The sequence below is a fragment of the Nonlabens antarcticus genome (assembly GCF_015356755.1).
GTDB lineage: Bacteria > Bacteroidota > Bacteroidia > Flavobacteriales > Flavobacteriaceae > Nonlabens > Nonlabens antarcticus.
On record NZ_JADFCO010000062.1, the window covers coordinates 95,226 to 116,898 of the forward strand.

A 21,673-nucleotide genomic window follows, 5' to 3' on the forward strand; every position below is an offset into this window, starting at 1 on the left:
AAACTAAAAACTATGAAAAAGATAATTATTGCTGTAGCTCTTGCTGTCTCTACTATAGGACTTGCTCAAAAAAGAGAGCTTAGAAAGGTTGAGAAAGCAATCGAAAATCAAGATATCAAAGAAGCTACTGAGGAATTCAATGGAATAAATGAATCTGAAGTAGAGGATAAGTACATGGCTGAGTATAAATTTTATAAGGCAGTGATCCTTTTAGGAAAAGCAGATGCTCCTACAGCTAAAAAAACGCAATTGCGAGACATCATCACGATGTTAGATGATTCTGAAAAGTCTGGATATGATGAGAAGGATAATCTTGCCTATTATCGCAAGTCAGCTGCGGATGCTATTTTTAAAGAAGCACAAACTGATTTAGAAGCGGGTAATCAAAAAGCTGCTTTAGAATCTGTTTTGTATCTACTAGAAGTCTATCCTGAGAACGATAAGATGAGAGAAAATGCAGCAAACCTAGCTTATGGAAATCAAGACTTTAAATCTGCACAGGAGAATTATGAGAAACTTATTGCTAAGGGTTACACCGGCTCAGAGGAAAGCATAATTGCGACCGAGGTAAAAACAGGCATAGTGTCTGTGTTTCCTAATCAACAATCAGCTAAAATGGCTGTATTGTCAGGAGCATATAAGGATGTCAAAACTGAATCCACCGCTTCTCAATTGGGATCTATGGTTACTAATCTAGCCTGGATTTATAAAAAGAATGATGAAATGGACAAAGCAAACAGTCTCATAATGGATTCTCTAAAGAAATATCCAGAGGATATTAGTTTGAAAGCTTCCACTCCAGATTTGTATTTGATGCTAGGAATGAAGGATAAGTATGAGGTAGCAGTTAAAGAATTAAACACAGAGATTACCGACCCTCAAGTATTCGAAAACTTAGGAGTAGCTGCTTCTGAAAAGGAAAATTGGGATCAAGCGATTACTTATTACACTAAGAGCTTGGAAATTAAATCTGATAATTATGTAGGTCAAAATAATATTGCAGTAGCGTACATTAATAAAGGAAACTTAGAAGAAACTACTGTAGAAGATCAAGCTAAGTTTTACACAGCAGCTACCACTCATCTAGAAAAGGTTATCGAGCTTAAGCCAGAATTAGATAGTGCAAAGCAAACTTTGCTAGGTCTCTATAAATTCCTAGATATGAGTGACAAAGCAACGGCGCTAGAAGCGAAAATGTAATAGCATTTTAAAGATAAAAATAAAAAGTCCTGCATTGCGCAGGACTTTTTTTATACAATATGATTTAGTATTTATTCAGAGAATCTGTTTGATCATTCTAAGCTTGTGTGTATGAGTAGAGGTTTCTACGTTAAATATTCCAGTTTGATCAATACGATCTATACGCACTTTCCCATGAGCATGAATGATGTGATTATCTTTCATTATAATTCCTACATGGGTAATCAGTCCATCTGCATTATCAAAAAAAGCTAGATCTCCTGGATCTGATTCTTCTATAAAACTTAATACCTGACCTTGTGAAGCTTGCTGACTGGCATCCCGCAAAAGTCTATATCCATTTAACCTATATATCAATTGAGTAAAACCACTACAATCGATACCCATACAATTTCTACCACCCCATAAATACGGCGCATTTAAAAGTAACAAAGCGTTATCAATGATGTTAGATTTAGAGTGCGTTTGCTTTTCAGTTACCGCGACTCCTTTCTGAAACTCATCACCTAAGAAATCGCCCGATGACACTTGTGAGCCCATTACGATCGCACTTAGAGTTCCGTCTTTATGTGTGGTGATCGATATAGGTTCTTTCGCGAAAGCGATATCTTTTTGCTCTGCTTGATGGTGGTAATCTTCACTAGAAATTTCCAGAAATTGTTTATTATCTAACCAGCCCTCATAAGAATCGTTATGCAATCGCACACGCGACCACTTTTTGCGCTGTTCTATGACTTTAAATAACTCTCCATATAGTACCTGCGATACCATCTCACTCTGATCTCGAGCTTCTAATCGCAGGGGGATTATTGAAATGGGGCAAATACCGTACTTCATCTTATTTATGAGCCTCAATTATAATTGCAGTAGCACCGCCACCACCATTACATATACCTGCTGCGCCTATACTCCCACCTTCATTAATTAGCGTGCTTAATAAGGTAGTAACGATTCTAGCGCCACTACAACCTAGCGGGTGGCCTAATGAAACGGCACCTCCATAAACATTGACATTTTTATCGTCCAGACCTAATATTTTGATATTAGCAAGACCTACCACAGCAAAAGCCTCATTGAGCTCTATAAAATCTACATCTTTTAAGGTCAATCCTGCTTTATCCAGCGCCTTAGGTATTGCTTTTGAAGGTGCTGTGGTAAAATGAATAGGCTCAAGTGATGCATCTGCATAACTTAAGATGGTGGCAAGTGGTTTGATGCCCAGTTCTTTTGCTTTTTCTTCACTCATTAAAACTACCGCTGCTGCTCCATCATTGATAGTACTCGCGTTAGCTGCGGTTACGGTTCCATCTTTACTGAATGCTGCTCTAAGTTGAGGGATTTTATCAAGTTTAACGTTAGTAAACTCTTCATCGCGATCAACGATAATATCATCACCTCTGCGCTGTTTTACAGATACAGGAACTACTTCATTCTTGAACTTCCCAGCATCCCAGGCTGCAGCAGATCGCTTATAAGATTGAATGGCATAGTTATCTTGATCTTCACGGGAAAATCCATTTTCGCTGGCACATAAATCTGCACAGACTCCCATCGCGTTTTGATCATAAGCGTCAACAAGTCCGTCGCGCTGCATTCCATCAATTAATGTTGAAGATCCAAATTTCTGCGGAGTTCTCAAATAAGCGTAATGAGGAATCATACTCATATTCTCCATACCACCTGCAACAACGACATCCTGGTCACCGAGCATGATAGATTGTGCGGCCATGCTGATACTTTTCATTCCACTAGCACAAACTTTATTAATAGTAGTTGCTGGAGTTTCCATAGGTAATCCTGCGCCTATTGCCGCCTGTCTTGCTGGAGCTTGTCCTGTATTAGATTGAACCACATGCCCCATATATACTTCTTGTACATGTTTAGGATCTAATTTTATTTTATCAAGCGCTCCTTTAATTGCAATCGAGCCCAGCTCGGTCGCAGGAACAGTGCTTAATGCTCCCATAAAACTACCTATAGGCGTGCGTGCGTAAGAAACTATAACTACCTTTTTCATAATCTTCATTTTATGCGAAAATAACAATTATACCACCCAATTTTTGTCAATTCTATCTCAAAACATAAGCTATCACGATTTCTAAACGGTAATTGATAGCTATGTTGTTATTTTGCACTATGAATTCTTCTAAAAACAAGTTGTACCGTCACCAGGATATTATAGTTAAAATCCTATTGATAACATTTTGTACGGCCGTTACAGTTTATTTCTTTCCTAAAAGTGACCGGTTTAAATATGATTATGCTCAAGGAGAACCCTGGGAATATGAAACCTTATACGCGCCATTTTCATTTGCTATTCTCAAAGGAGAAAAAGAGTTAGAAAGTGAGAAGTTACAAGCTATTGAACAAACACCACGTCATTTTTATAGCAAGGACCTAAATAGCAAAGAGCTTCTCAGAAATTTTGATGAAAGTGTAAAATCAGCTATTTCTGACAGTTTGTATAAGGCTAGTTCTCGCAAATATATGATCGCCGCAAAATCATATTTGCAACAGCTTTACACCAGTGGATACTTAGAAGATCTTCAAAACCTGAAAGACACTCATCCTATTGTTCTCAAGAAAGGAGATGAGTTGACACAGCTTACTTATGGTGAATTAATTCTTCCTACAGAATTACAACAAGACCTCCGTAAGGTCTTTGCTGATTCCCCTCGAGAACTCAGGCCTATTCTTATCAGGAGATTGTTGGTTCTGATGCAGCCTAATATTTTTTACGATCAACAGCTCACTGATTTAAATATTCAGAGCGAGATGGATAAAATATTGCCTACTCGTGGTCTAATTGCTCAAAATGCTAGGATTATCGCTCAAGGCGAAATTGTGGAAGGAGACAAATTACAGATACTAAATACATTAAATAATACCTATGAATCCCAGACATGGTCTGATTCTCAATACAACTGGAAGTTAACGGGTTACCTCGTTCTTGTAGGTATGGCTTTGACAATGTTGATGCTTTTTATCTATAAGTACAGGTATGAAGTTTACAACAGCAATAAAAAGTTACTGTTTATATACTTTAACCTCTGCCTTTTTGTAGTGCTCACGGCAACGGTTGTAAAGTTAGATGCAGATTTTGTATACATCGTTCCCGTTTGTATGGTGCCATTAATTATTAAAGCATTTTTTGATGCGAGACTAGGGCTTTTTACACATGTCATTATTATTTTCATTTTAAGCTTTGTGGTTCCTTACAGCAATGAGTATTTGTTCTTGCAAATGATGGCTGGTATCGTGACGATACTTTCTGGTAAGGAAATTTACAAGAGAGCCAATTTATTTATTACCGTAGGACAGATTGTTACCGTTTACTTCATATCATATTTCGCTTTTTATGCTGTATATCAAGGTGGAGTGATAGGATGGGAATGGAATAGGGTTATCTACTTTATCTTGTGTGGTCTTGCTATGTTATTTGTTTGGCCATTGATTTATGTTTTTGAGAAAGTGTTTAATATGGTAAGTGACGTTTCGTTATTAGAGCTATCTGACACGAATTCTAAACTATTGAAAGAACTGTCTAATAAAGCACCTGGTACATTTCATCATTCCCTCAATGTTGCAAATATTGCCGAAACTGCAGCAAATGAAATCGGTGCAAATTCTATGCTAGTCAGGGTAGGAGCATTGTATCATGACATCGGAAAAATGGCAAATCCGACTTACTTTACAGAAAATCAGGGAAACGGTATTAATCCTCACGATGATCTGGACCCAGAAGAAAGCGCGCAAATAATTATCGATCATATTATTAATGGGATTGAAACCGCTAAAAAGTACAACCTACCAGATCGTATCATCGACTTTATAAGAACACACCACGGCGACAGCTTGGTCTATTATTTTTACAAAAAAGCACAGGAGGAGAATCAAGAAGTGGATGAATCCCTTTTTAGATATCCTGGCCCCAGACCTTACAGTCCTGAAACTGCGATTCTTATGATCGCAGACAGCGTGGAAGCAGCCTCTAAGAGTTTGAAAGCTCCTAGCAGTGTCGCCATTGATAAACTGGTTGAAAGCATCATAAATTCACAAATGGCAGCGGGTCAATTCTTAAATGCTGATATTACTTTCAAACAGCTGGAGTCCATCAAAACGGTGATTAAAAAGAAGTTAGCCAGTATGTATCATTTGAGGATTGAATATCCAGAATAGAATGCATAAAAAAAGCGCATTTATGTTTTGGCAAGTATGAAACATAGATTACATTTGCATCCGCTTTCAGAAACGAAGGCAGTTCTTTAGAATTAGGAGAGGTGCCAGAGTGGTAATGGAGCAGATTGCTAATCTGTCGACGGGCAACCGTCGCCAGGGTTCGAGTCCCTGTCTCTCCGCAATCAGATAATGTCAGAACCGAAACTGACACAAATTAAAATCGGGGTGTAGCGTAGCCCGGTCATCGCGCCTGCTTTGGGAGCAGGAGGTCGCAGGTTCGAATCCTGCCACCCCGACTACAATCGGTAACGATTGAAACTAAAAGCCTGTTAAACTTATGTTTAACAGGCTTTTTACATTCCCGGCCGCCGCGTTTTGATGGTTTGAATATCAATTAAAACTAAACTAAAAGGGCTTCTGTGGTTTCTAAGAAGGTCACTAAAAATTAGCAACCTTTTCTATTGGATAATAGCTAATTTGACATCTTTTTGAATCTACTTGGTCTAAATCCATGATAACATCAATATAAAAAGCTTTTTATTGAATTATGACATCTAGGACATTAGTGGATCTTTAGTCTATTAATGCGGTGAATAGATAATCCCACCATTACTATTATCCTAATTTTAATGTTTTTAAAGTCGGTTTTTTATGGAATAAACTAATTACAGTTAAAAGCTATTCTTAGCAGCCACCTTTGTTCTATTAGGTACAAGGTCTGTTATAGTAGTTCTTCCCACACTGCAGTATTGAAGCTTAACGATAATTGATAAACTGCTTTACTTTAAAAGGATAAGGGTTCATTTATCTGGGAACATTGGAAATCACCCAGTCCTTTTCTCATTATTATAGATGTCTTTTTCACAATTTCGCCAGAAAGTTTCTCGATTATCATAAGCAATGTTGCCAGACCTACTTATTGCCTATACGGTAACACGTAATTGTTTATCCGTCATTAAATCTGTTTCCATAATCACGATTTGATTAAGCTCGTTCAATAGTTCAGAACGCATGCCATTGCTAACGTCGTTCTCGCTAAACCACATTTCTCATCTGGTATTACTAATTGGCAGTTATGTCACGGATGTATAGTTTCAGCCTAAATCTTTCGGGATCTAAAATCTTTGTAATCCCATCAGGTGCACAAAATGACTGTATCAAAATCCCACTTCCTATCAGTTGCTAAAAAGGTACCTTTGCTTAAGACTCTACAAGTTATATTTATTCATGAAAGACGAATAGAAATATTGTATTTATCTCTTTAACATGGCCACTTTGACTTTCATGTTTGACATATCTAAGCATTATATAAACAATAGAACCATTTAAATTATCACTCGGTATTTTAGTGATTTTACAATCTTTCACAATCTATAATATCGATTCTGGCAAATGGCGTGATAAATTTCTATTCCGTTTGAAGTCCTTATCATTTAATTACAAGGAATAATGAAGCAAGAGTCCAATAATATCTTCAATTCAGAAGAAATTCTATCGCAATTTTTTAATCTCTCACAAGATTATTTATGCATCGCAGGATATGATGGTTTTTTTAGAAAAGTAAATCCTGCATTCATTAATCTACTAGGGTTTACCGAAGAGGAATTATTTTCTAGGCCAATTAGAGATTTCGTTCATGAATTAGATCGCGTAAAAACAGCAGAGACAAGAGAATTCCTTACGGAAGGTACGCCATTATTAAATTTTGATAATAGATATGTGACTAAATCTGGAGAAATTGTGTGGCTAAGCTGGACCTCAATTCCAGGACAAGACAATGATCTCATTTATGCAATTGCAAAGAATATCACGCATCTAAAAAAAAATGAAGAAGAACGAAATAATATCATCACAGACCTTACTAATTTAAATAAGGAACTAAAACAAATTTCCTATACAGCAACGCATGACCTCAAATCACCGGTTAACAATCTCATTGCCTTATTTAGTCTTTTAGATTTAGAAGAAATAAAGGATGAAGATAACCTGATTTATATGAATCTATTAAAGCAATCGTCTGAAAGCTTGAGAGATATCTTAAATGAATACATTGATAAAATACGAGAGAAAAACACTTCGCTGATAAAAAAAGATCAAATTAATTTAATGGAGGTGCTGGAGTCAACATTGGTTCCCATCAAGTATCTCATACAAAATACGGGAGCACGTTTTGAATTGAATTTTGATGAGGTGCAATATCTTAATTTTAATTCATTTTACTTGCGCAGTATTTTTTTAAACTTGATTTCAAACTCGATTAAGTATGCTCAAACTGGTATCTCTCCAATAATTTCTATCTCATCTAAGAAAATTGCCAACAATGTTCACATCACTTTTAAAGACAATGGAGTGGGATTTGATATGGAAAAGGTAGGATCAAAAATATTTGGCTTGAACGAAACCTTTCATGGTCATTCAGAAAGTAAAGGTGTTGGACTTTACTTGATCAATAATTACATGAAAAGTCTAGGAGGAAGTGTTGAAGTGGCAAGTGAGGTGAATGTAGGCACGAGTTTCACACTCATTTTTGCGGAATAAGATGAGCTTTAAATAATCTTTAATTCATTGATCCATCTTACCGGAATCCTTCCCCAATAGTTGTATAATTTAAATTGTTTGTAAATAAGGCCGAGTTTTAAAATAAGTATGGTAATTTTATCGCCGATGAAGAAAATCATTCACAAATCAATGTCTTTATTCATGGCGTCGGTAGTCCTTATGGCTACGATGTCATTTACAATGGACATGCATTTTTGTGGAGATACGTTTGTAGATTACTCTTTTTCACAGTCGGCAGATACTTGCGGGATGGAATTATCTTCCACGACTACTAATTGTGAAAACAACATGTTATCACAAAAATCCTGCTGCAACGATACTCAGTTGATCAAGCAGGGGAATGATGATTTAAAGATTTCCTTTAGTCAGCTTAGTCACGAACAGCAGCTCTTTGTTGCGACTTTTACTTATTCTTATCTTAACCTGTTGGATGGAACTACTTCACAAGAGACTCCATTTTTTGATTACGCACCGCCTTTTATTGAACAGGATGTGCAGATCCTGCACCAGACATTCTTAATTTGATTAATTAGATAGTCTCGATCCATACTACTGTTGGGTCGAGAATTGAGCCCAACGATAGATTCGTTAGGGCTCGTTTTGTTGTTTCCAGATTCTTTAGGATCCAATTCAAACACTATTTCAACTATCTAATATTCAGATGATATGCTTAATAAAGCAATTAAATTTCTAATCGAGAACAAGCTCATCGCCGTCTTACTTCTCGCTCTATTTGTCGGTTGGGGTGTCGTAAACGCTCCTTTTAATTGGGAGACAGGTTTTTTACCTACTGATCCAGTAGCCGTTGATGCCATTCCGGACATCGGTGAGAACCAGCAAATCGTATTTACTAAATGGCAGGGGCGTTCTCCACAGGATATTGAGGATCAAATTACCTACCCGTTAACGACTTCATTACTGGGTATTCCCGGTGTGAAGACGATCCGTAGTTCTTCTATGTTTGGTTTTTCCAGTATCTATGTCATTTTTGATGAAGATGTCGAGTTCTACTGGTCGCGCAGTCGAATTCTTGAAAAACTGAATTCGCTTCCTGCGAACTTACTGCCGGAAGGTATCAACCCAGCTTTGGGTCCAGATGCAACTGGATTGGGGCAGATATTCTGGTACACGTTGGAAGGTCGCGATAAAGAAGGCAATGTTACCGGTGGTTGGGATTTGCAGGAATTGCGCAGCATTCAGGATTATTATGTGAAGTATGGATTATCCTCAGCTAGCGGTGTTTCAGAGGTGGCCTCCATTGGTGGTTATGTTCAAGAATATCAGATCGATGTGGATCCTGAAAAAATGCGTCAGTACAACATCGGTTTAGGAGCGGTAGTTACAGCGGTAAAGGAAAGCAACCAAGATATAGGAGCACAAACCCTGGAAATCAACCAAGCCGAATATCTAGTGCGTGGTCTGGGATATGTAAAATCTGTGGCAGATATTGAAAATGCCGTGGTCACTTCAGAAAACTTTACTTCGATCCGTATTAAAGACATTGCTAATGTTCATCTGGGTCCTCAAGCGAGACGTGGAATATTAGATAAAGAAGGTGCCGAAGTTGTGGGCGGTGTAGTCGTCGCAAGATATGGAGCAAACCCGCTGGAAGTGATCAACAATGTAAAGGAGCAGATGGCCGAGCTTTCCACAGGACTTCCCACAAAAGTTCTGGCAGACGGCCGCACCTCTCAAGTGACCATCGTTCCCTTTTATGACCGTACTGAATTAATCCAGGAAACCCTAAGCACGCTCAATGAAGCGCTTACCCTAGAGATCCTGATTACGATTCTGGTCATTATTGTAATGGTGCTCAACCTGCGTGCCTCCATTCTTATTTCAGGATTATTACCAGTTGCCGTATTGATGGTCTTTATTGCGATGAAGCTCTTCGATGTCGACGCAAATATTGTAGCACTTTCGGGTATTGCCATCGCCATTGGAACCATGGTGGACGTGGGTGTAATTCTTGCCGAAAACATGATTAGGCATTTGGAAGATGAGAAATTACGCTTTCGCGAAAGCGGAATAGAATACACCACCAACGAAATAATCTATAACGCAACTGCTGAAGTCTCTGGTGCAATTTTGACCGCCGTTCTCACCACAATTATCAGTTTTATACCGGTATTTACAATGATAGGCGCTGAGGGAAAACTTTTCCGACCGCTGGCATTTACGAAGACTATGGCGTTGACCGCGTCGCTGGTGATCGCACTTTTCCTGATCCCACCGTTTGCGGCGTATCTCTTTAGAAAAACGAGTCTTAAAAAACGCTCCAAACTTCTTTTTAACGGTCTACTGATTTTATTAGGCATGGCAGCCGTGATCTACGGCTATTGGTCAGGACTAATCTTAGTGGCTTTTGGAGTAAACGGATTGTTCTTTTCGCTTAAAGCGAAAGAAAACTACCAGCTAGCATTCTACAAATTTCAATTCTCCATCACGCAAAATGTGATTAACATTATCATTTCTGTGGTGGCTATCGTATTCCTGCTGGCAGATTATTGGCGACCGCTAGGTTTTGATCGCAGTATTATTTTGAACTTAATTTTTGTAGCCATAATTTGTTTTGGATTGCTGGGAGTTTTCTCCATTTTTCAAAGATTCTATGACAATATATTGCGATGGGCTCTTCAAAACCGAATCCTATTTTTAATTATTCCCACCACGGTATTGATTCTGGGGGCGCTAATCATGCGCAATACGGGTAAGGAATTTATGCCCGCATTAAATGAAGGTTCCTTCTTATTGATGCCCACGTCTTTACCGCATGCCGGTGTGGAAGAAAACAAGCGTGTTTTACAGCAGTTGGATATGGCAGTTGCCAGTATCCCAGAAATAGAAACGGTGGTTGGAAAATCTGGTAGGACTGAATCTGCGCTGGATCCCGCGCCGCTGTCGATGTATGAAAATATGATTCAGTACAAATCTGAATACATGCGCAATGAGGATGGTGATCGACAACGCTACCGTGTCAATGATGATGGCCTTTTTGTTTTGAAAAATGGAAAATTTATCATCAACCCAAATAATGAGATTGATGAGGATGCAAATTATGAAGCTTCCCAACTCAAAACCAATGCGAATAATCACGACCTCGTTGCTGATGACAGCGGCGAATATTACCGCAACTGGCGACCATCCATCAACAGTCCCGATGATATCTGGAATGAGATTGTAGATGCGACAAGGTTGCCAGGTGTGACATCTGCACCTAAGTTACAGCCTATAGAAACTCGCCTGGTCATGCTTCAAACGGGAATGCGTGCGCCTATGGGAATCAAGGTGAAAGGTCCAGATTTGAAATCTATTGAGACCTTTGGATTGCAATTGGAAGAAATACTCAAAAAAGCCGAAGGGGTAAAAGAGCAAGCCGTTTTTGCAGACCGCATCGTCGGGAAACCCTATTTGCTGATAGACATCAAGCGAGAGCAATTAGCTCGTTATGGGATTTCCATTATGGATGTTCAAGATGTTTTACAGGTGGCGATAGGAGGAATGCCGCTCACACAAACCGTGGAGGGACGTGAACGTTATGGTGTTCGAGTACGTTATCCACGAGAGTTACGGGAAAACCCAGAAGACCTAAAAAGTATCTATGTTCCCGTTGAAAAAGGAAGTCCAGTTCCGCTGGGCGACTTGGTGGACATTAGATATGAGCAAGGACCACAGGTTATAAAAAGTGAAGACACGTTCTTGATAGGTTATGTACTTTTTGATAAACTCGATGGCTTTGCAGAGGTTGACGTGGTGGAAAATGCTCAGGCACTGATTCAGCAGAATATAGACAGTGGAGAACTAATCGTACCTCAGGGAATCAGTTACCGTTTTACGGGAACTTATGAAAATCAGCTGCGGGCAGAAAAAACACTTTCTGTAGTGGTTCCTTTAGCTTTAGCTATCATCTTCTTGATTTTGTATTTCCAGTTCAAATCGGTTTCAACATCGCTCATGGTGTTTACAGGAATTGCGGTAGCCTTTGCGGGTGGATTTATTATGATCTGGTTGTATGGACAGGATTGGTTTTTCAACTTTAGCTTGTTCGGCGAGAATATGCGAGATCTCTTTAATATGAAGACCATCAATCTGAGTGTGGCGGTCTGGGTAGGGTTTATTGCGTTATTCGGGATCGCGACAGATGATGGAGTTGTTATGGCGACTTATCTCACACAGACGTTTGACAGGGAAACGCCAACAGACAAAAAAGGAATTAGAATGGCAACGCTTGAGGCTGCAGGAAAGCGCATCCGTCCTTGTTTGATGACCACGGTGACTACTATACTTGCGCTACTGCCCATTCTCACATCAACCGGAAAAGGTAGCGATATCATGATCCCAATGGCGATCCCCATTTTTGGAGGGATGATCATTGATATTACTTCATATTTCTTAGTGCCGGTGCTTTATAGCTGGAAGAAGGAGTATCAGTTGAAGAAAAAAGAGAGACTGGAAATTGGAAACTAGAAACTGGAAGTTGGATGTTGGAAGATGGAAGATGGAAATTGGAAGCTGGAAGCTGGAAGCTGGAAGCTGGATGTTGAAAGCTGGAAACTGGAAGTTGGAAACTGGATGTTGGATGTTGGATGTTGGATGTGAAATTTAAAAATACTGGAATGATACAGTCCTATAAAGATTTAGAAGTACATAAAAAGTCATTTGCTCTGGCTATGGATATTTTTTGGATTACTAGAAAATTTCCCAAAGAGGAGGTTTATTCATTGACTTCACAAATAGTTCAATCGTCTCGATCTGTGAGTGCAAATAATAGTGAAGGCTGGGCAAAGCGGGTTTATGAAGGTGTTTTTAAACAACATCTAATTCATTCGTTGGGATCCAATTCTGAAACTGATGATTGGTTGAACTACGCCTCTGAGTGCGGATATCTTCCCAAAGAAACATTTACGGACTTAGTGGAGAAAAATAACTCTATTGGAAGAATGCTGACAAAACTTCATCAAAACTGGAAGAATTATGAAAAATAAAATATCAAATACAGAAACAATAATGAGATGGACGCTAGCAAAAATCCAGCTTCCAACTTCTAGCTTCCAGTTTCTAACAGCCCTTGCGATAGCTTTAATTACCCAAAATTTCGCATCAGCACAATCTCTGGAATCATACATCAACGAAGCCCAAACCAACAGTCCAGAAATCCAGGCTTTCAACCTGCGCTACAACATCGCAGAGGAGAAAGTAAATGAGGCCAACTGGTTGCCGAATACTGAATTCAGCGCTGGATATTTTGTAAGTGAACCAGAAACACGGGTGGGAGCGCAGCGCGCACGCGTTGGTTTCAAGCAAATGTTGCCCTGGTTCGGAACGATAACGGCTCGGGAGAATTATGCATCCTCTATGGCAGATGCGGAGTTTGTGGAAATCACGATTGCTAAAAGGAAACTGGCATTATCCGTTGCTGAAATGTATTACAAGCTCTATGAAATCCGTTCTAAACAGGCCGTATTAGAGGAAAATATCCAGCTTTTAGAAACTTATGAGCGGCTGGCGCTGACCTCTGTGGAAGTTGGCAAGGCATCTGCGGTAGATGTGTTGCGTCTACAGATCAGACAGAACGAGCTGGTTCAAGAAAAAAAGGTTTTGGCACAACAGGAATTGGGCATACAGGCGGGATTTAATAAATTACTCAATCGCAAGTATGATATAGCGGTAGAAACGGTTTCTGATTTACCGCTGCCCGAGAGTGAGATGGCTTTCAGTTTTGATGGATTGTCCCTTAATCCAGAGTTGCTCAAGTACGATAAACTTTACGAGTCAGTGACACAATCTGAACTGCTCAACCAGCGGGATGCATCACCCATGATAGGATTTGGTGTGGATTACATCCCGGTAAGTGGCCGGACAGATATGATGCCTATTGACAACGGTAAGGATATCTTGATGCCCATGGTTTCGGTTTCCATTCCCATCTTCAATAATAGATATAAGTCTATTACCAAGCAGAATGAACTGCGCCAGCGTGAGATTGAGAGCCAGAAAAGTCAACGGTTAAATGTGCTGGAGTCTGCTTTCGCGAAAGCGAACTCCCAACGTAATCAAGCACGCATCAAATTTGATACACAAACTCAAAACCTGAAACAGGCTAAAGATGCCGAAGAAATTCTGATTAAAAACTATGAAACGGGAACCATAAATTTTAATGATGTACTAGACATTCAGGAACTGCAACTGAAATTTCAAATGAACCAGATTCAATCTGTACAGGAGTTTTATGTGCAACAATCTCTCATTAATTACCTAACCAAAAACTAATGATCAAAGATTTCTACATAAAAAATATGGTATGTGATCGCTGCATCAAGGTGCTCAAAAATGAGATTGAGGCGCAGGAAATTATTTTGCTGGAAATCGAGCTGGGACTTGTAGTGCTTGATATTAAAGATGATAGAGAACTTGAAATTTTAAAATCGGTAGTAGAAAGTAATTGTTTTGAAATTATTGATTCAACTGAGGATAAAATAACGGAACAAGTAAAGGTGAACCTAATCAAGATCGTGGGAAATTTGCCGATCGATCTAAACGAAAAACTATCTACACATCTCGCAGAAAAGATGCATCAGGATTACTCTAAAATCAGCAAGGTATTTTCCTTTACAGAAGGTATTACGATTGAAAAATATTACATCAAACTCAAGATTGAAAAGGTCAAGGAAATGATACAGGCACAAGAGAAAAACTTTACAGAGATCAGTCAACTGCTGGACTATAACCATATCAACCACTTGAGCCGCCAGTTCAAAACTGAAACAGGATTGAGTCTGTCCCAGTACAAAACGGAACATAAAAATTTTAGAAATCCGTTGGACCAAATTATGTAGATATGAACCATAATTATGACACAACTTGCTGACTTACAGTGTTATTTTTATAATTAAAATATCCTAATACTAAACCTATGAAAATGAGAATATTATTTGCATTAGTGCTATTTGCTTCCCTAGGAGCTACCGCACAAGTGACAGCAAATAAACCGGAGGGGAATGTGGACAATTTGCCGGTACATGAATATACCTTAACGCTGAGGGAAGAGATGGTGAACAAGGCAGGAAAAGAAGTGATGGGAATGACCGTAAACGGAAGTATTCCAGGTCCTACCATTGAATTTACCGAAGGTGAATACGCGGTCATTTACGTTAAAAATGAAATGAGTGTGGAAACATCTGTGCACTGGCACGGACTATTATTACCTAATTTTTATGACGGAGTACCGTATTTAAATACGCCTCCCATTAAATCAGGTACAACTTTTAAGTATGAATTTGCCCTGAACCAATCTGGTACCTATTGGTATCACTCCCATACCATGTTGCAAGAGCAAAGTGGGGTTTTTGGTTCTATAGTCATTAATCCAAAAGAGAAAACGATGGATTATGATAAGGATTTAGTCTTGATGTTGTCCGACTGGACCAATGAAAAACCGATCAATGTATTGCGTAACCTAAAACGAGGTAATGAATGGTATCAAATGAAAAAAGGTACCTCAACGCCATTAAATAAAGTAATTGCTCGTGGTGCCTTTGGCGCACAACTTGATTTCTGGAGACAACGGATGGGTGGAGCTGATATAGCGGATATCTATTATCCTGCATTTTTAATTAACGGCGAAGAATCTATAGAGTATCCAGAATATACTCCTGGTGAAAAGGTTCGATTGCGAATCATTAACGGTTCTGCATCTTCACAATTCTGGATGACCTTTGGTGGTGAGACCCCCATGCTTGTCGCTGCTGATGGGAATGACGTTGTTCCAGTTGCCCATAATAAAACATTTATAGGCGTCGCTGAGACCTACGATTTTATCGTTACCGTTCCCCAAAATGGCAAAATAGAATTTAGAGCAATGGCCCAGGACGGTTCTGGAACTGCTACTGCGTTTATAGGAAATGGAGCTGTACTTCCTGCAGAAGTTGTAGCGAAACCAGATAAGATCAAAATGATGCAGCAAATGGCTAAAATGGATATGAAAATGGGAGCACATGCTTTAAAATTCCAGCCTAAGAAAGATGAGCGTTATGAGATGAACGACGAGTACGGTATGCAGATGGACGGAATGAAAATGGAGGATATGAAAGGGATGAAGATGGACCATTCAAAAATGAATATGAATGATGGTAACATGAATATGAAAATGCCGAAGGATTCCATGAGGAATGATGAGATGGACCATTCAAAAATGGATCACTCTAAAATGGAGATGAAGGATGGAAAAATGAAAATGAAGATGCCGAAGGATTCCATGATGGGTAAGAAAATGGATCATACCAAAATGAATATGAAGATGCCGAAGGATTCCATGATGGATCACTCAAAAATGGACATGAAAGAGGATAAAATGAAAATGAATGAGGACACGATGCAGATGGACGGAATGAATATGTTTTCTGAATACAATTATGATTTTCTAAAATCGCCAGTAAAAACGACCTATGATGAAAACCTTCCCGTAAAGGAAATACTACTGAATCTTACCGGGAATATGCAACGCTACATCTGGAGTATGAACGGCGTTCCTTTAAGTGAGGCAGATAACATCAGTATCAAGAGTGGTGAAGTGACCAGAATGACCTTCAACAACCTGACGATGATGCATCATCCTATGCACCTGCACGGTCACTTTTTTAGGGTTATTAATGAAAACGGAGAATACTCGCCCCTTAAACACACTGTTAACGTGCCGCCCATGCAGCAGGTAACGATTGAATTTAGTGGTAACAATGGCGATGAATATGGCGACTGGTTCTTCCATTGCCACATTTTATATCATATGATGAGTGGTATGGCGCGTATCGTGAGTTATGAAACGCCTCGCGATCCACGATTGGAAAAATATCCAGTTAAAAACCTAATTAATGAGGCAGACCAATATTACACGTGGGCCATGGTGGATGCAGCCTCACACATGACAGAGTTTAACTTTGTATCCTCAAACATTAGAAACCAATTTAATGTCACTGCAGAATACGGCTGGAACAAAAACCTGGAAGCCGAGGTGACCTACGAGCGCTATTTACACGATTATTTACGTGTTTTTGGTGGGGTGAATGTTGAAAATGAAATAGACGATAGTTTGGACGAAATCACAACCACTGCTATTGCTGGAGTTCGGTTTTTGACGCCCTACTTATTTAACCTTGATGTGCGTGTCGATAGCAAGCTGCGCCCACAAATAAGCCTGAGCCGCGAAATCCTGATTTTCCCAAGAACAGCCATTTTTGGAATGTATGAATATCAAGCCGATTTTGGTTGGGTGGATGACCTTGCTGTTGGAGACAATTTTAATAAAGAAGTGACCTGGAATGCAGGGTTGGAATACTTTTTATCTAGGAATTTTTCACTGATGGGAAGTTATGACAACCGTTTCGGTGCCGGTGGTGGACTTTCTTGGAGATTTTAAAAAAAATAAATATTAATCGATAAATTTTAAATTATGAAAAATCAAACATTGATTGACGCATTAAACAATTGTATCACGCATTGTAACTACTGTTCAGACGCTTGCCTAGATTCTGACAACATCAAAATGATGGTAGATTGCATTAGAACAGATAGAGCTTGTGCAGAAGTTTGTGCTACGACCGTAAAATTACTGGCGATGGATTCCGCTTTCGCGAAAGCGATGGTAGAAAAATGCCACGAGATCTGTAAACAATGTGCTAAAGAGTGCAGCAAGCACGACCACCAGCACTGCAAAGATTGCGCTGAAGCTTGTAACGCCTGTGCAGATGCTTGTGAAGCATATCTAGCCTAAACAAATTACCACCTGTTGTAGGATGGGGAACTTTAAAAAATAAATAACAACAATTAAAATTTAAAATTATGATTACAATGAAAAAAACAATCGGAACAATAGCACTAGCTACAACGCTAATTTTCAACGTGTCCTGTAAAGACGTAAATAAGGAGGAGTCAATGACAGAAAGCAGCGATATGCAACAAGAAGCCATGAATGATGGTGGAGATATGGCGATGAATGATAACCAAACGGCAAATGCAAAAATCGTTTTGAATGATTATTTCAATTTGAAAGATGCCTTAGTAGGGGATGACAATGCCAAAGCCAAAGAGCTGGGAGCTACATTGATGAATTCCTTAAAGTCATTTGATGCCTCAAGCTATTCTGATAGCCAGCAAACAGAATTGAAAGACATCATGGTGGATGCGGTCGAGCATGCGGAGCATATATCAGAAAGCCCGATAGAGCACCAGCGCGAGCATTTCAAAATATTGAGTAAGGATGTTACTGACATGGTTGCCATTACAGGAACAGACATGAAGCTGTACGAGCAGTTTTGTCCTATGTATGATGGAGGTAGTGCATGGTTGAGTATGAACGAAGAGGTTCGCAATCCTTATTACGGTAGCTCTATGTTGAAATGTGGTAAAGTGCAGAGAGAGATCAACTAATTATCAGAGATTAGAAAATAATGAATCGAGTGCATCCTTAAATTTCTAAAATGAAAATATTTAAAATAATAGCATGGGTTGCGCTTGGTTCATTTATAGTGATTCAGTTTTTTCCAGTAGATTATAACAGTAGTGAAACCGTACCAAAAACAGATTTCATGCTGGTTAACAAAGTACCTGCAACGATAGAAAAAACGCTGCAGGTTTCTTGTTACGATTGCCACAGTAATAACACAGAATATCCATGGTACAATAAAGTACAGCCAGTGGCATGGTACTTAGAAGATCACGTCAAACAAGGGAAGTCTGAACTTAACTTTAATGAATGGGACAGCTATTCCGATCGACGTAAAAACAGTAAATTAAGATCAATGATCAAGCAGATCGAAAGTGGTGAAATGCCCATGGAGAGTTACACGCTTATTCATAGAGATGCCATTATGGATTCATTGAAACAAAATACGGTTATCAATTTCCTAAAAGAATTGAAATCGAAAAATTAAGTCCTGATTAAAGAAAGGGAATTTTTATTGGTTGGTTTATTGAACCCTTTCTCTTTTTTAGGCGAAATAATTACGTTATGATACAAACATATAATCTAAAAGGAATGACTTGCGGTGGATGTAAAGCATCTGTAGAAAAATATTTGGATCAAGTAGATAACATCATCAATGTCGAAGCAAATGTTCAGACGGCTGAAGTTGAAGTGACCATGATTAGTCACATTGATACAGAAATTTTAAAAAGAGCTTTGCCTGATAAGTTTACTCTTTCTGAAAAAGTGTTGTAAAAAATATTAGTAAGAAATTAAAAAAAACAGATCAAATGAAAAACATATTAGTACCAACAGACTTTTCAAGAAACTGCGAAACAGCAGCAAAACTGGCTATTGATATGGCAAAACTTTTTAATTCTGAAATCCATTTTTTGCATCTATTGAATACTCCTGTAGATTGGGTGAAACTAGATAAAATAGACGAACGTAACTACCCTGAAACACTTGCAAAAATAGGTTCTGCCAAAAATAAATTAAGAGATTTAGATATAGAAGCAGGACATAATGGTGTAAAGTCTAGAACGTTTTTAGAGTTTGTTTTAGATGATGAAGCAATTGTGGCACATTCTAAAAACTTTGATCATGATTTTATTATAACGGGAAGCAAAGGCATACAAAAAGGTTTTTTGAAACAGGTGCTAGGAAGTAATGCGCAAAAAATCATCCGTAATGCACGAGTGCCTATTTTGGTGATAAAAGAAGAAACGGTAAGGTTTCCTTTCGAAAATATCGCATTTGTATCTGATTTCAAGGAAGATATTTCTACTGCATTCGAAGTGGTTGAAAGGATAGCCCAAAAATGCAATGCTAAAATCCACTTGTTGAATATCAACACTACATCAGATTCTAATAGTATTGAGAATGGATTGCAACCCATCAAGGATTTTTTAAAGCACTTCCCAAAATTAGAAAACTATGCCATGCACGTTTATAATGAACCTAACGTCTTACGTGGCATTGAAAAGTTTCAAGATTCTAATGATGTCGACTTAATAGTAATGTACACCCATAGCAGAAAAGGATTATCGAGTATGTTTTCAAATAGCATTGCCGAAAGTGTGACGAATCATTCAAATAAACCCGTGATGACAATTCACCTTTAATATGGAAAATTACGATACACTTTCGACCACAATGGCGCAATTACAAGAGCAGGGTTATACCTGTGATTTTAATCTATGTTCCGGACATATAGAATGCAATTCACTCAAACTGAAATTACATCCAGAAGATTTTGATGTTGACCAGACGTTTCGGTTTGAAGGGATGAGCAGTACGGACGATAATAGTATTCTATATGCTATATCTTCAAAAAAAGGAATTAAAGGTTTATTGGTAGATGCCTATGGTGTATATGCAGAAAACATCACTGAAACAATGAGACAAAAATTAAGATAAAAATGAAGCCGTTAAACATAAGTAACCAAAAGCTTTCTTTATTGGGCTCTGTATCTTTAGGTACAGGCGTGATGATAGGTGCTGGTATTTTTGTTTTAATGGGACAGATAGCCGAGTTGGTCGGAGATTTATTTCCTATCGTCTTTGTGGCTGGAGCTATTGTTATAGGATTTAGTTCCTATTCGTATATTAAATTTTCAAACGCTTACCCATCTTCTGGTGGTGTGGCTAAATTTTTGACCAAAGCCTATAAGCCAGGCACTCTTGCGGGATCATACTCGTTATTAATGTATGTGTCGATGGTGGTCGCAGAGAGTTTAGTAGCTGGTACTTTTGGCGCTTATGCGTTGCGGTTATTTCCAGAGGAGTACGCGGGTAATGCATCTTTATTGGGGGTTGTTCTTATTGCAACCGCATATATCATAAATATCTCTGGTAATAAAGTTATCGAAGCAACTGCCACCTATACCGCAATTATAAAGGTTGCAGGTATTGCCTTATTAGCTGTTGCTGGTTTGGTGATTTCGGGATTGCCTACTGTAACTGGCAATTATGTGGCTTCTAACAGCCAGTCTTTTCCTGAAGGTTTTGGATTTATTGCGGCATTAGCGTTATCAGTTCTTGCATTTAAGGGATTTACAACCATCACAAATCAAGGAGGTGATATTAAAAACCCTCATAAAAAGGTGGGACGTTCTATTATAATTTCAATCGCCGTTTGTACCATTATTTATGTTGCCTTAGCGTTATCTGTCGCCGGTGGATTGAGTATAGAAGAAATTATTGTAGCTAAGGATTATGCATTGGCCGCTGCTGCAAAACCCATATTTGGGGAATGGGGTTCTACATTGACCATTTTACTTGCTATCGTTGCAACGGTTTCTGGTGTTATAGCCAGCGTTTATTCTGCCTCAAGAATGTTAGGCATGTTGAGTAGTATGAAACAAGTGCCAAACTTGAATGCCATCAAAAAACTTAAAAATCCTGCACTAATCTTTACCGTTTCTCTAGCCATAGTGTTAACTATATTGTTTGATTTAACGAGGATAGCTTCCATAGGTGCTATTTTCTATTTGATAATGGATATTGCTATCCACTGGGGACTTTTCAGACATTTAAAAAAAGAAGTAAAATTTAATCCGGTAATTCCAATAATAGCCATAGTAATGGATGTTGTCATTTTATCAGCATTCATTTATTTAAAATATGTGAACGACCCATTTGTGCTTATAGTTGCTGCAATTGGAATCGCGCTCATTTTTCTCACACAATTTATATTTATGAAATCGCATACTGATAACGATGGGAATATGAATATGGGAATGGAAAGCAGCGGAGAAGAAACAATGAAAATGTAAT

Annotated in this window: 19 protein-coding genes and 2 tRNA genes; 19 read left to right on the forward strand and 2 right to left on the reverse strand. The window is 38.6% G+C overall.

The genetic code is table 11. The features are described from left to right. Positions 1-12: 12 nt before the first annotated feature. Positions 13-1,200, forward strand: coding sequence for a tetratricopeptide repeat protein (locus tag IQ282_RS03720; RefSeq protein WP_194850569.1), 1,188 nt, complete (start codon positions 13-15; stop codon positions 1,198-1,200). 75 nt (positions 1,201-1,275) lie between these two features. Here the strand turns inward: IQ282_RS03720 and IQ282_RS03725 are convergent, their stop codons facing one another. Beyond that, positions 1,276-2,037, reverse strand: a complete 762-nt coding sequence (locus IQ282_RS03725) for a C40 family peptidase (RefSeq protein ID WP_194850570.1) — start codon at positions 2,035-2,037, stop codon at positions 1,276-1,278. 1 nt (position 2,038) lies between these two features. Next, positions 2,039-3,217: an acetyl-CoA C-acyltransferase gene (locus tag IQ282_RS03730; RefSeq protein WP_194850571.1), complete on the reverse strand. Its 1,179-nt coding sequence runs from the start codon at positions 3,215-3,217 to the stop codon at positions 2,039-2,041. 119 nt (positions 3,218-3,336) lie between these two features. Here IQ282_RS03730 and IQ282_RS03735 point away from each other — a divergent pair, with 119 nt between their 5' ends. The 18 genes from IQ282_RS03735 to IQ282_RS03820 all read left to right on the forward strand — a co-directional run bounded on the left by IQ282_RS03735 (position 3,337) and on the right by IQ282_RS03820 (position 21,672). Continuing rightward, on the forward strand, positions 3,337-5,379 hold the full coding sequence (locus IQ282_RS03735; protein WP_194850572.1) for an HD family phosphohydrolase: 2,043 nt from the start codon (positions 3,337-3,339) through the stop codon (positions 5,377-5,379). Positions 5,380-5,474: 95 nt separating this feature from the next. Continuing rightward, a tRNA-Ser gene (locus IQ282_RS03740) sits at positions 5,475-5,558 on the forward strand. A 42-nt stretch (positions 5,559-5,600) separates the two neighbouring features. Further along, positions 5,601-5,675, forward strand: a tRNA-Pro gene (locus IQ282_RS03745). Positions 5,676-6,828: 1,153 nt separating this feature from the next. Beyond that, positions 6,829-7,917, forward strand: a complete 1,089-nt coding sequence (locus tag IQ282_RS03750) for a sensor histidine kinase (protein WP_194850573.1) — start codon at positions 6,829-6,831, stop codon at positions 7,915-7,917. A gap of 126 nt (positions 7,918-8,043) precedes the next feature. Then, entirely contained in the window at positions 8,044-8,463 is a 420-nt protein-coding gene (locus tag IQ282_RS03755) for an HYC_CC_PP family protein (protein ID WP_194850670.1), read from the forward strand. A gap of 141 nt (positions 8,464-8,604) precedes the next feature. Beyond that, positions 8,605-12,405, forward strand: a complete 3,801-nt coding sequence (locus tag IQ282_RS03760; RefSeq protein ID WP_194850574.1) for an efflux RND transporter permease subunit — start codon at positions 8,605-8,607, stop codon at positions 12,403-12,405. Next, positions 12,395-12,544: a phosphotransferase gene (locus IQ282_RS03765; RefSeq protein ID WP_194850678.1), complete on the forward strand. Its 150-nt coding sequence runs from the start codon at positions 12,395-12,397 to the stop codon at positions 12,542-12,544. Before IQ282_RS03760 ends, IQ282_RS03765 begins: the two co-directional genes overlap by 11 nt. A 10-nt stretch (positions 12,545-12,554) precedes the next feature. Continuing rightward, on the forward strand, positions 12,555-12,923 hold the full coding sequence (locus tag IQ282_RS03770; RefSeq protein ID WP_194850575.1) for a four helix bundle protein: 369 nt from the start codon (positions 12,555-12,557) through the stop codon (positions 12,921-12,923). 22 nt (positions 12,924-12,945) lie between these two features. Beyond that, a complete protein-coding gene (locus IQ282_RS03775; RefSeq protein WP_194850671.1) occupies positions 12,946-14,208 on the forward strand; it encodes a TolC family protein in 1,263 nt (420 codons plus the stop codon). Continuing rightward, positions 14,208-14,774: a helix-turn-helix domain-containing protein gene (locus IQ282_RS03780; RefSeq protein WP_194850576.1), complete on the forward strand. Its 567-nt coding sequence runs from the start codon at positions 14,208-14,210 to the stop codon at positions 14,772-14,774. The genes IQ282_RS03775 and IQ282_RS03780 overlap by 1 nt, the downstream gene beginning before the upstream one ends. A gap of 77 nt (positions 14,775-14,851) precedes the next feature. Continuing rightward, on the forward strand, positions 14,852-17,350 hold the full coding sequence (locus IQ282_RS03785) for a multicopper oxidase domain-containing protein (protein WP_194850577.1): 2,499 nt from the start codon (positions 14,852-14,854) through the stop codon (positions 17,348-17,350). A 33-nt stretch (positions 17,351-17,383) separates the two neighbouring features. Beyond that, on the forward strand, positions 17,384-17,704 hold the full coding sequence (locus IQ282_RS03790; protein WP_194850578.1) for a four-helix bundle copper-binding protein: 321 nt from the start codon (positions 17,384-17,386) through the stop codon (positions 17,702-17,704). Between the two features lie 68 nt (positions 17,705-17,772). Then, positions 17,773-18,360: a DUF3347 domain-containing protein gene (locus tag IQ282_RS03795; protein WP_194850579.1), complete on the forward strand. Its 588-nt coding sequence runs from the start codon at positions 17,773-17,775 to the stop codon at positions 18,358-18,360. Between the two features lie 50 nt (positions 18,361-18,410). After that, positions 18,411-18,863, forward strand: a complete 453-nt coding sequence (locus tag IQ282_RS03800) for a heme-binding domain-containing protein (protein WP_194850580.1) — start codon at positions 18,411-18,413, stop codon at positions 18,861-18,863. Positions 18,864-18,940: 77 nt separating this feature from the next. Further along, positions 18,941-19,150 carry a heavy-metal-associated domain-containing protein gene (locus IQ282_RS03805; protein ID WP_194850581.1) on the forward strand — a complete coding sequence of 70 codons (210 nt, stop codon included), beginning with the start codon at positions 18,941-18,943 and terminating at the stop codon, positions 19,148-19,150. Positions 19,151-19,185: 35 nt separating this feature from the next. Beyond that, a complete protein-coding gene (locus IQ282_RS03810; RefSeq protein WP_194850582.1) occupies positions 19,186-20,019 on the forward strand; it encodes a universal stress protein in 834 nt (277 codons plus the stop codon). A gap of 1 nt (position 20,020) precedes the next feature. Then, positions 20,021-20,314, forward strand: coding sequence for a phosphoribosylpyrophosphate synthetase (locus IQ282_RS03815; RefSeq protein WP_194850583.1), 294 nt, complete (start codon positions 20,021-20,023; stop codon positions 20,312-20,314). A gap of 2 nt (positions 20,315-20,316) precedes the next feature. Then, positions 20,317-21,672 (forward strand): APC family permease, encoded by a 1,356-nt coding sequence (locus IQ282_RS03820; protein WP_194850584.1) that lies wholly within the window; start codon positions 20,317-20,319, stop codon positions 21,670-21,672. Position 21,673 lies beyond the last annotated feature (1 nt).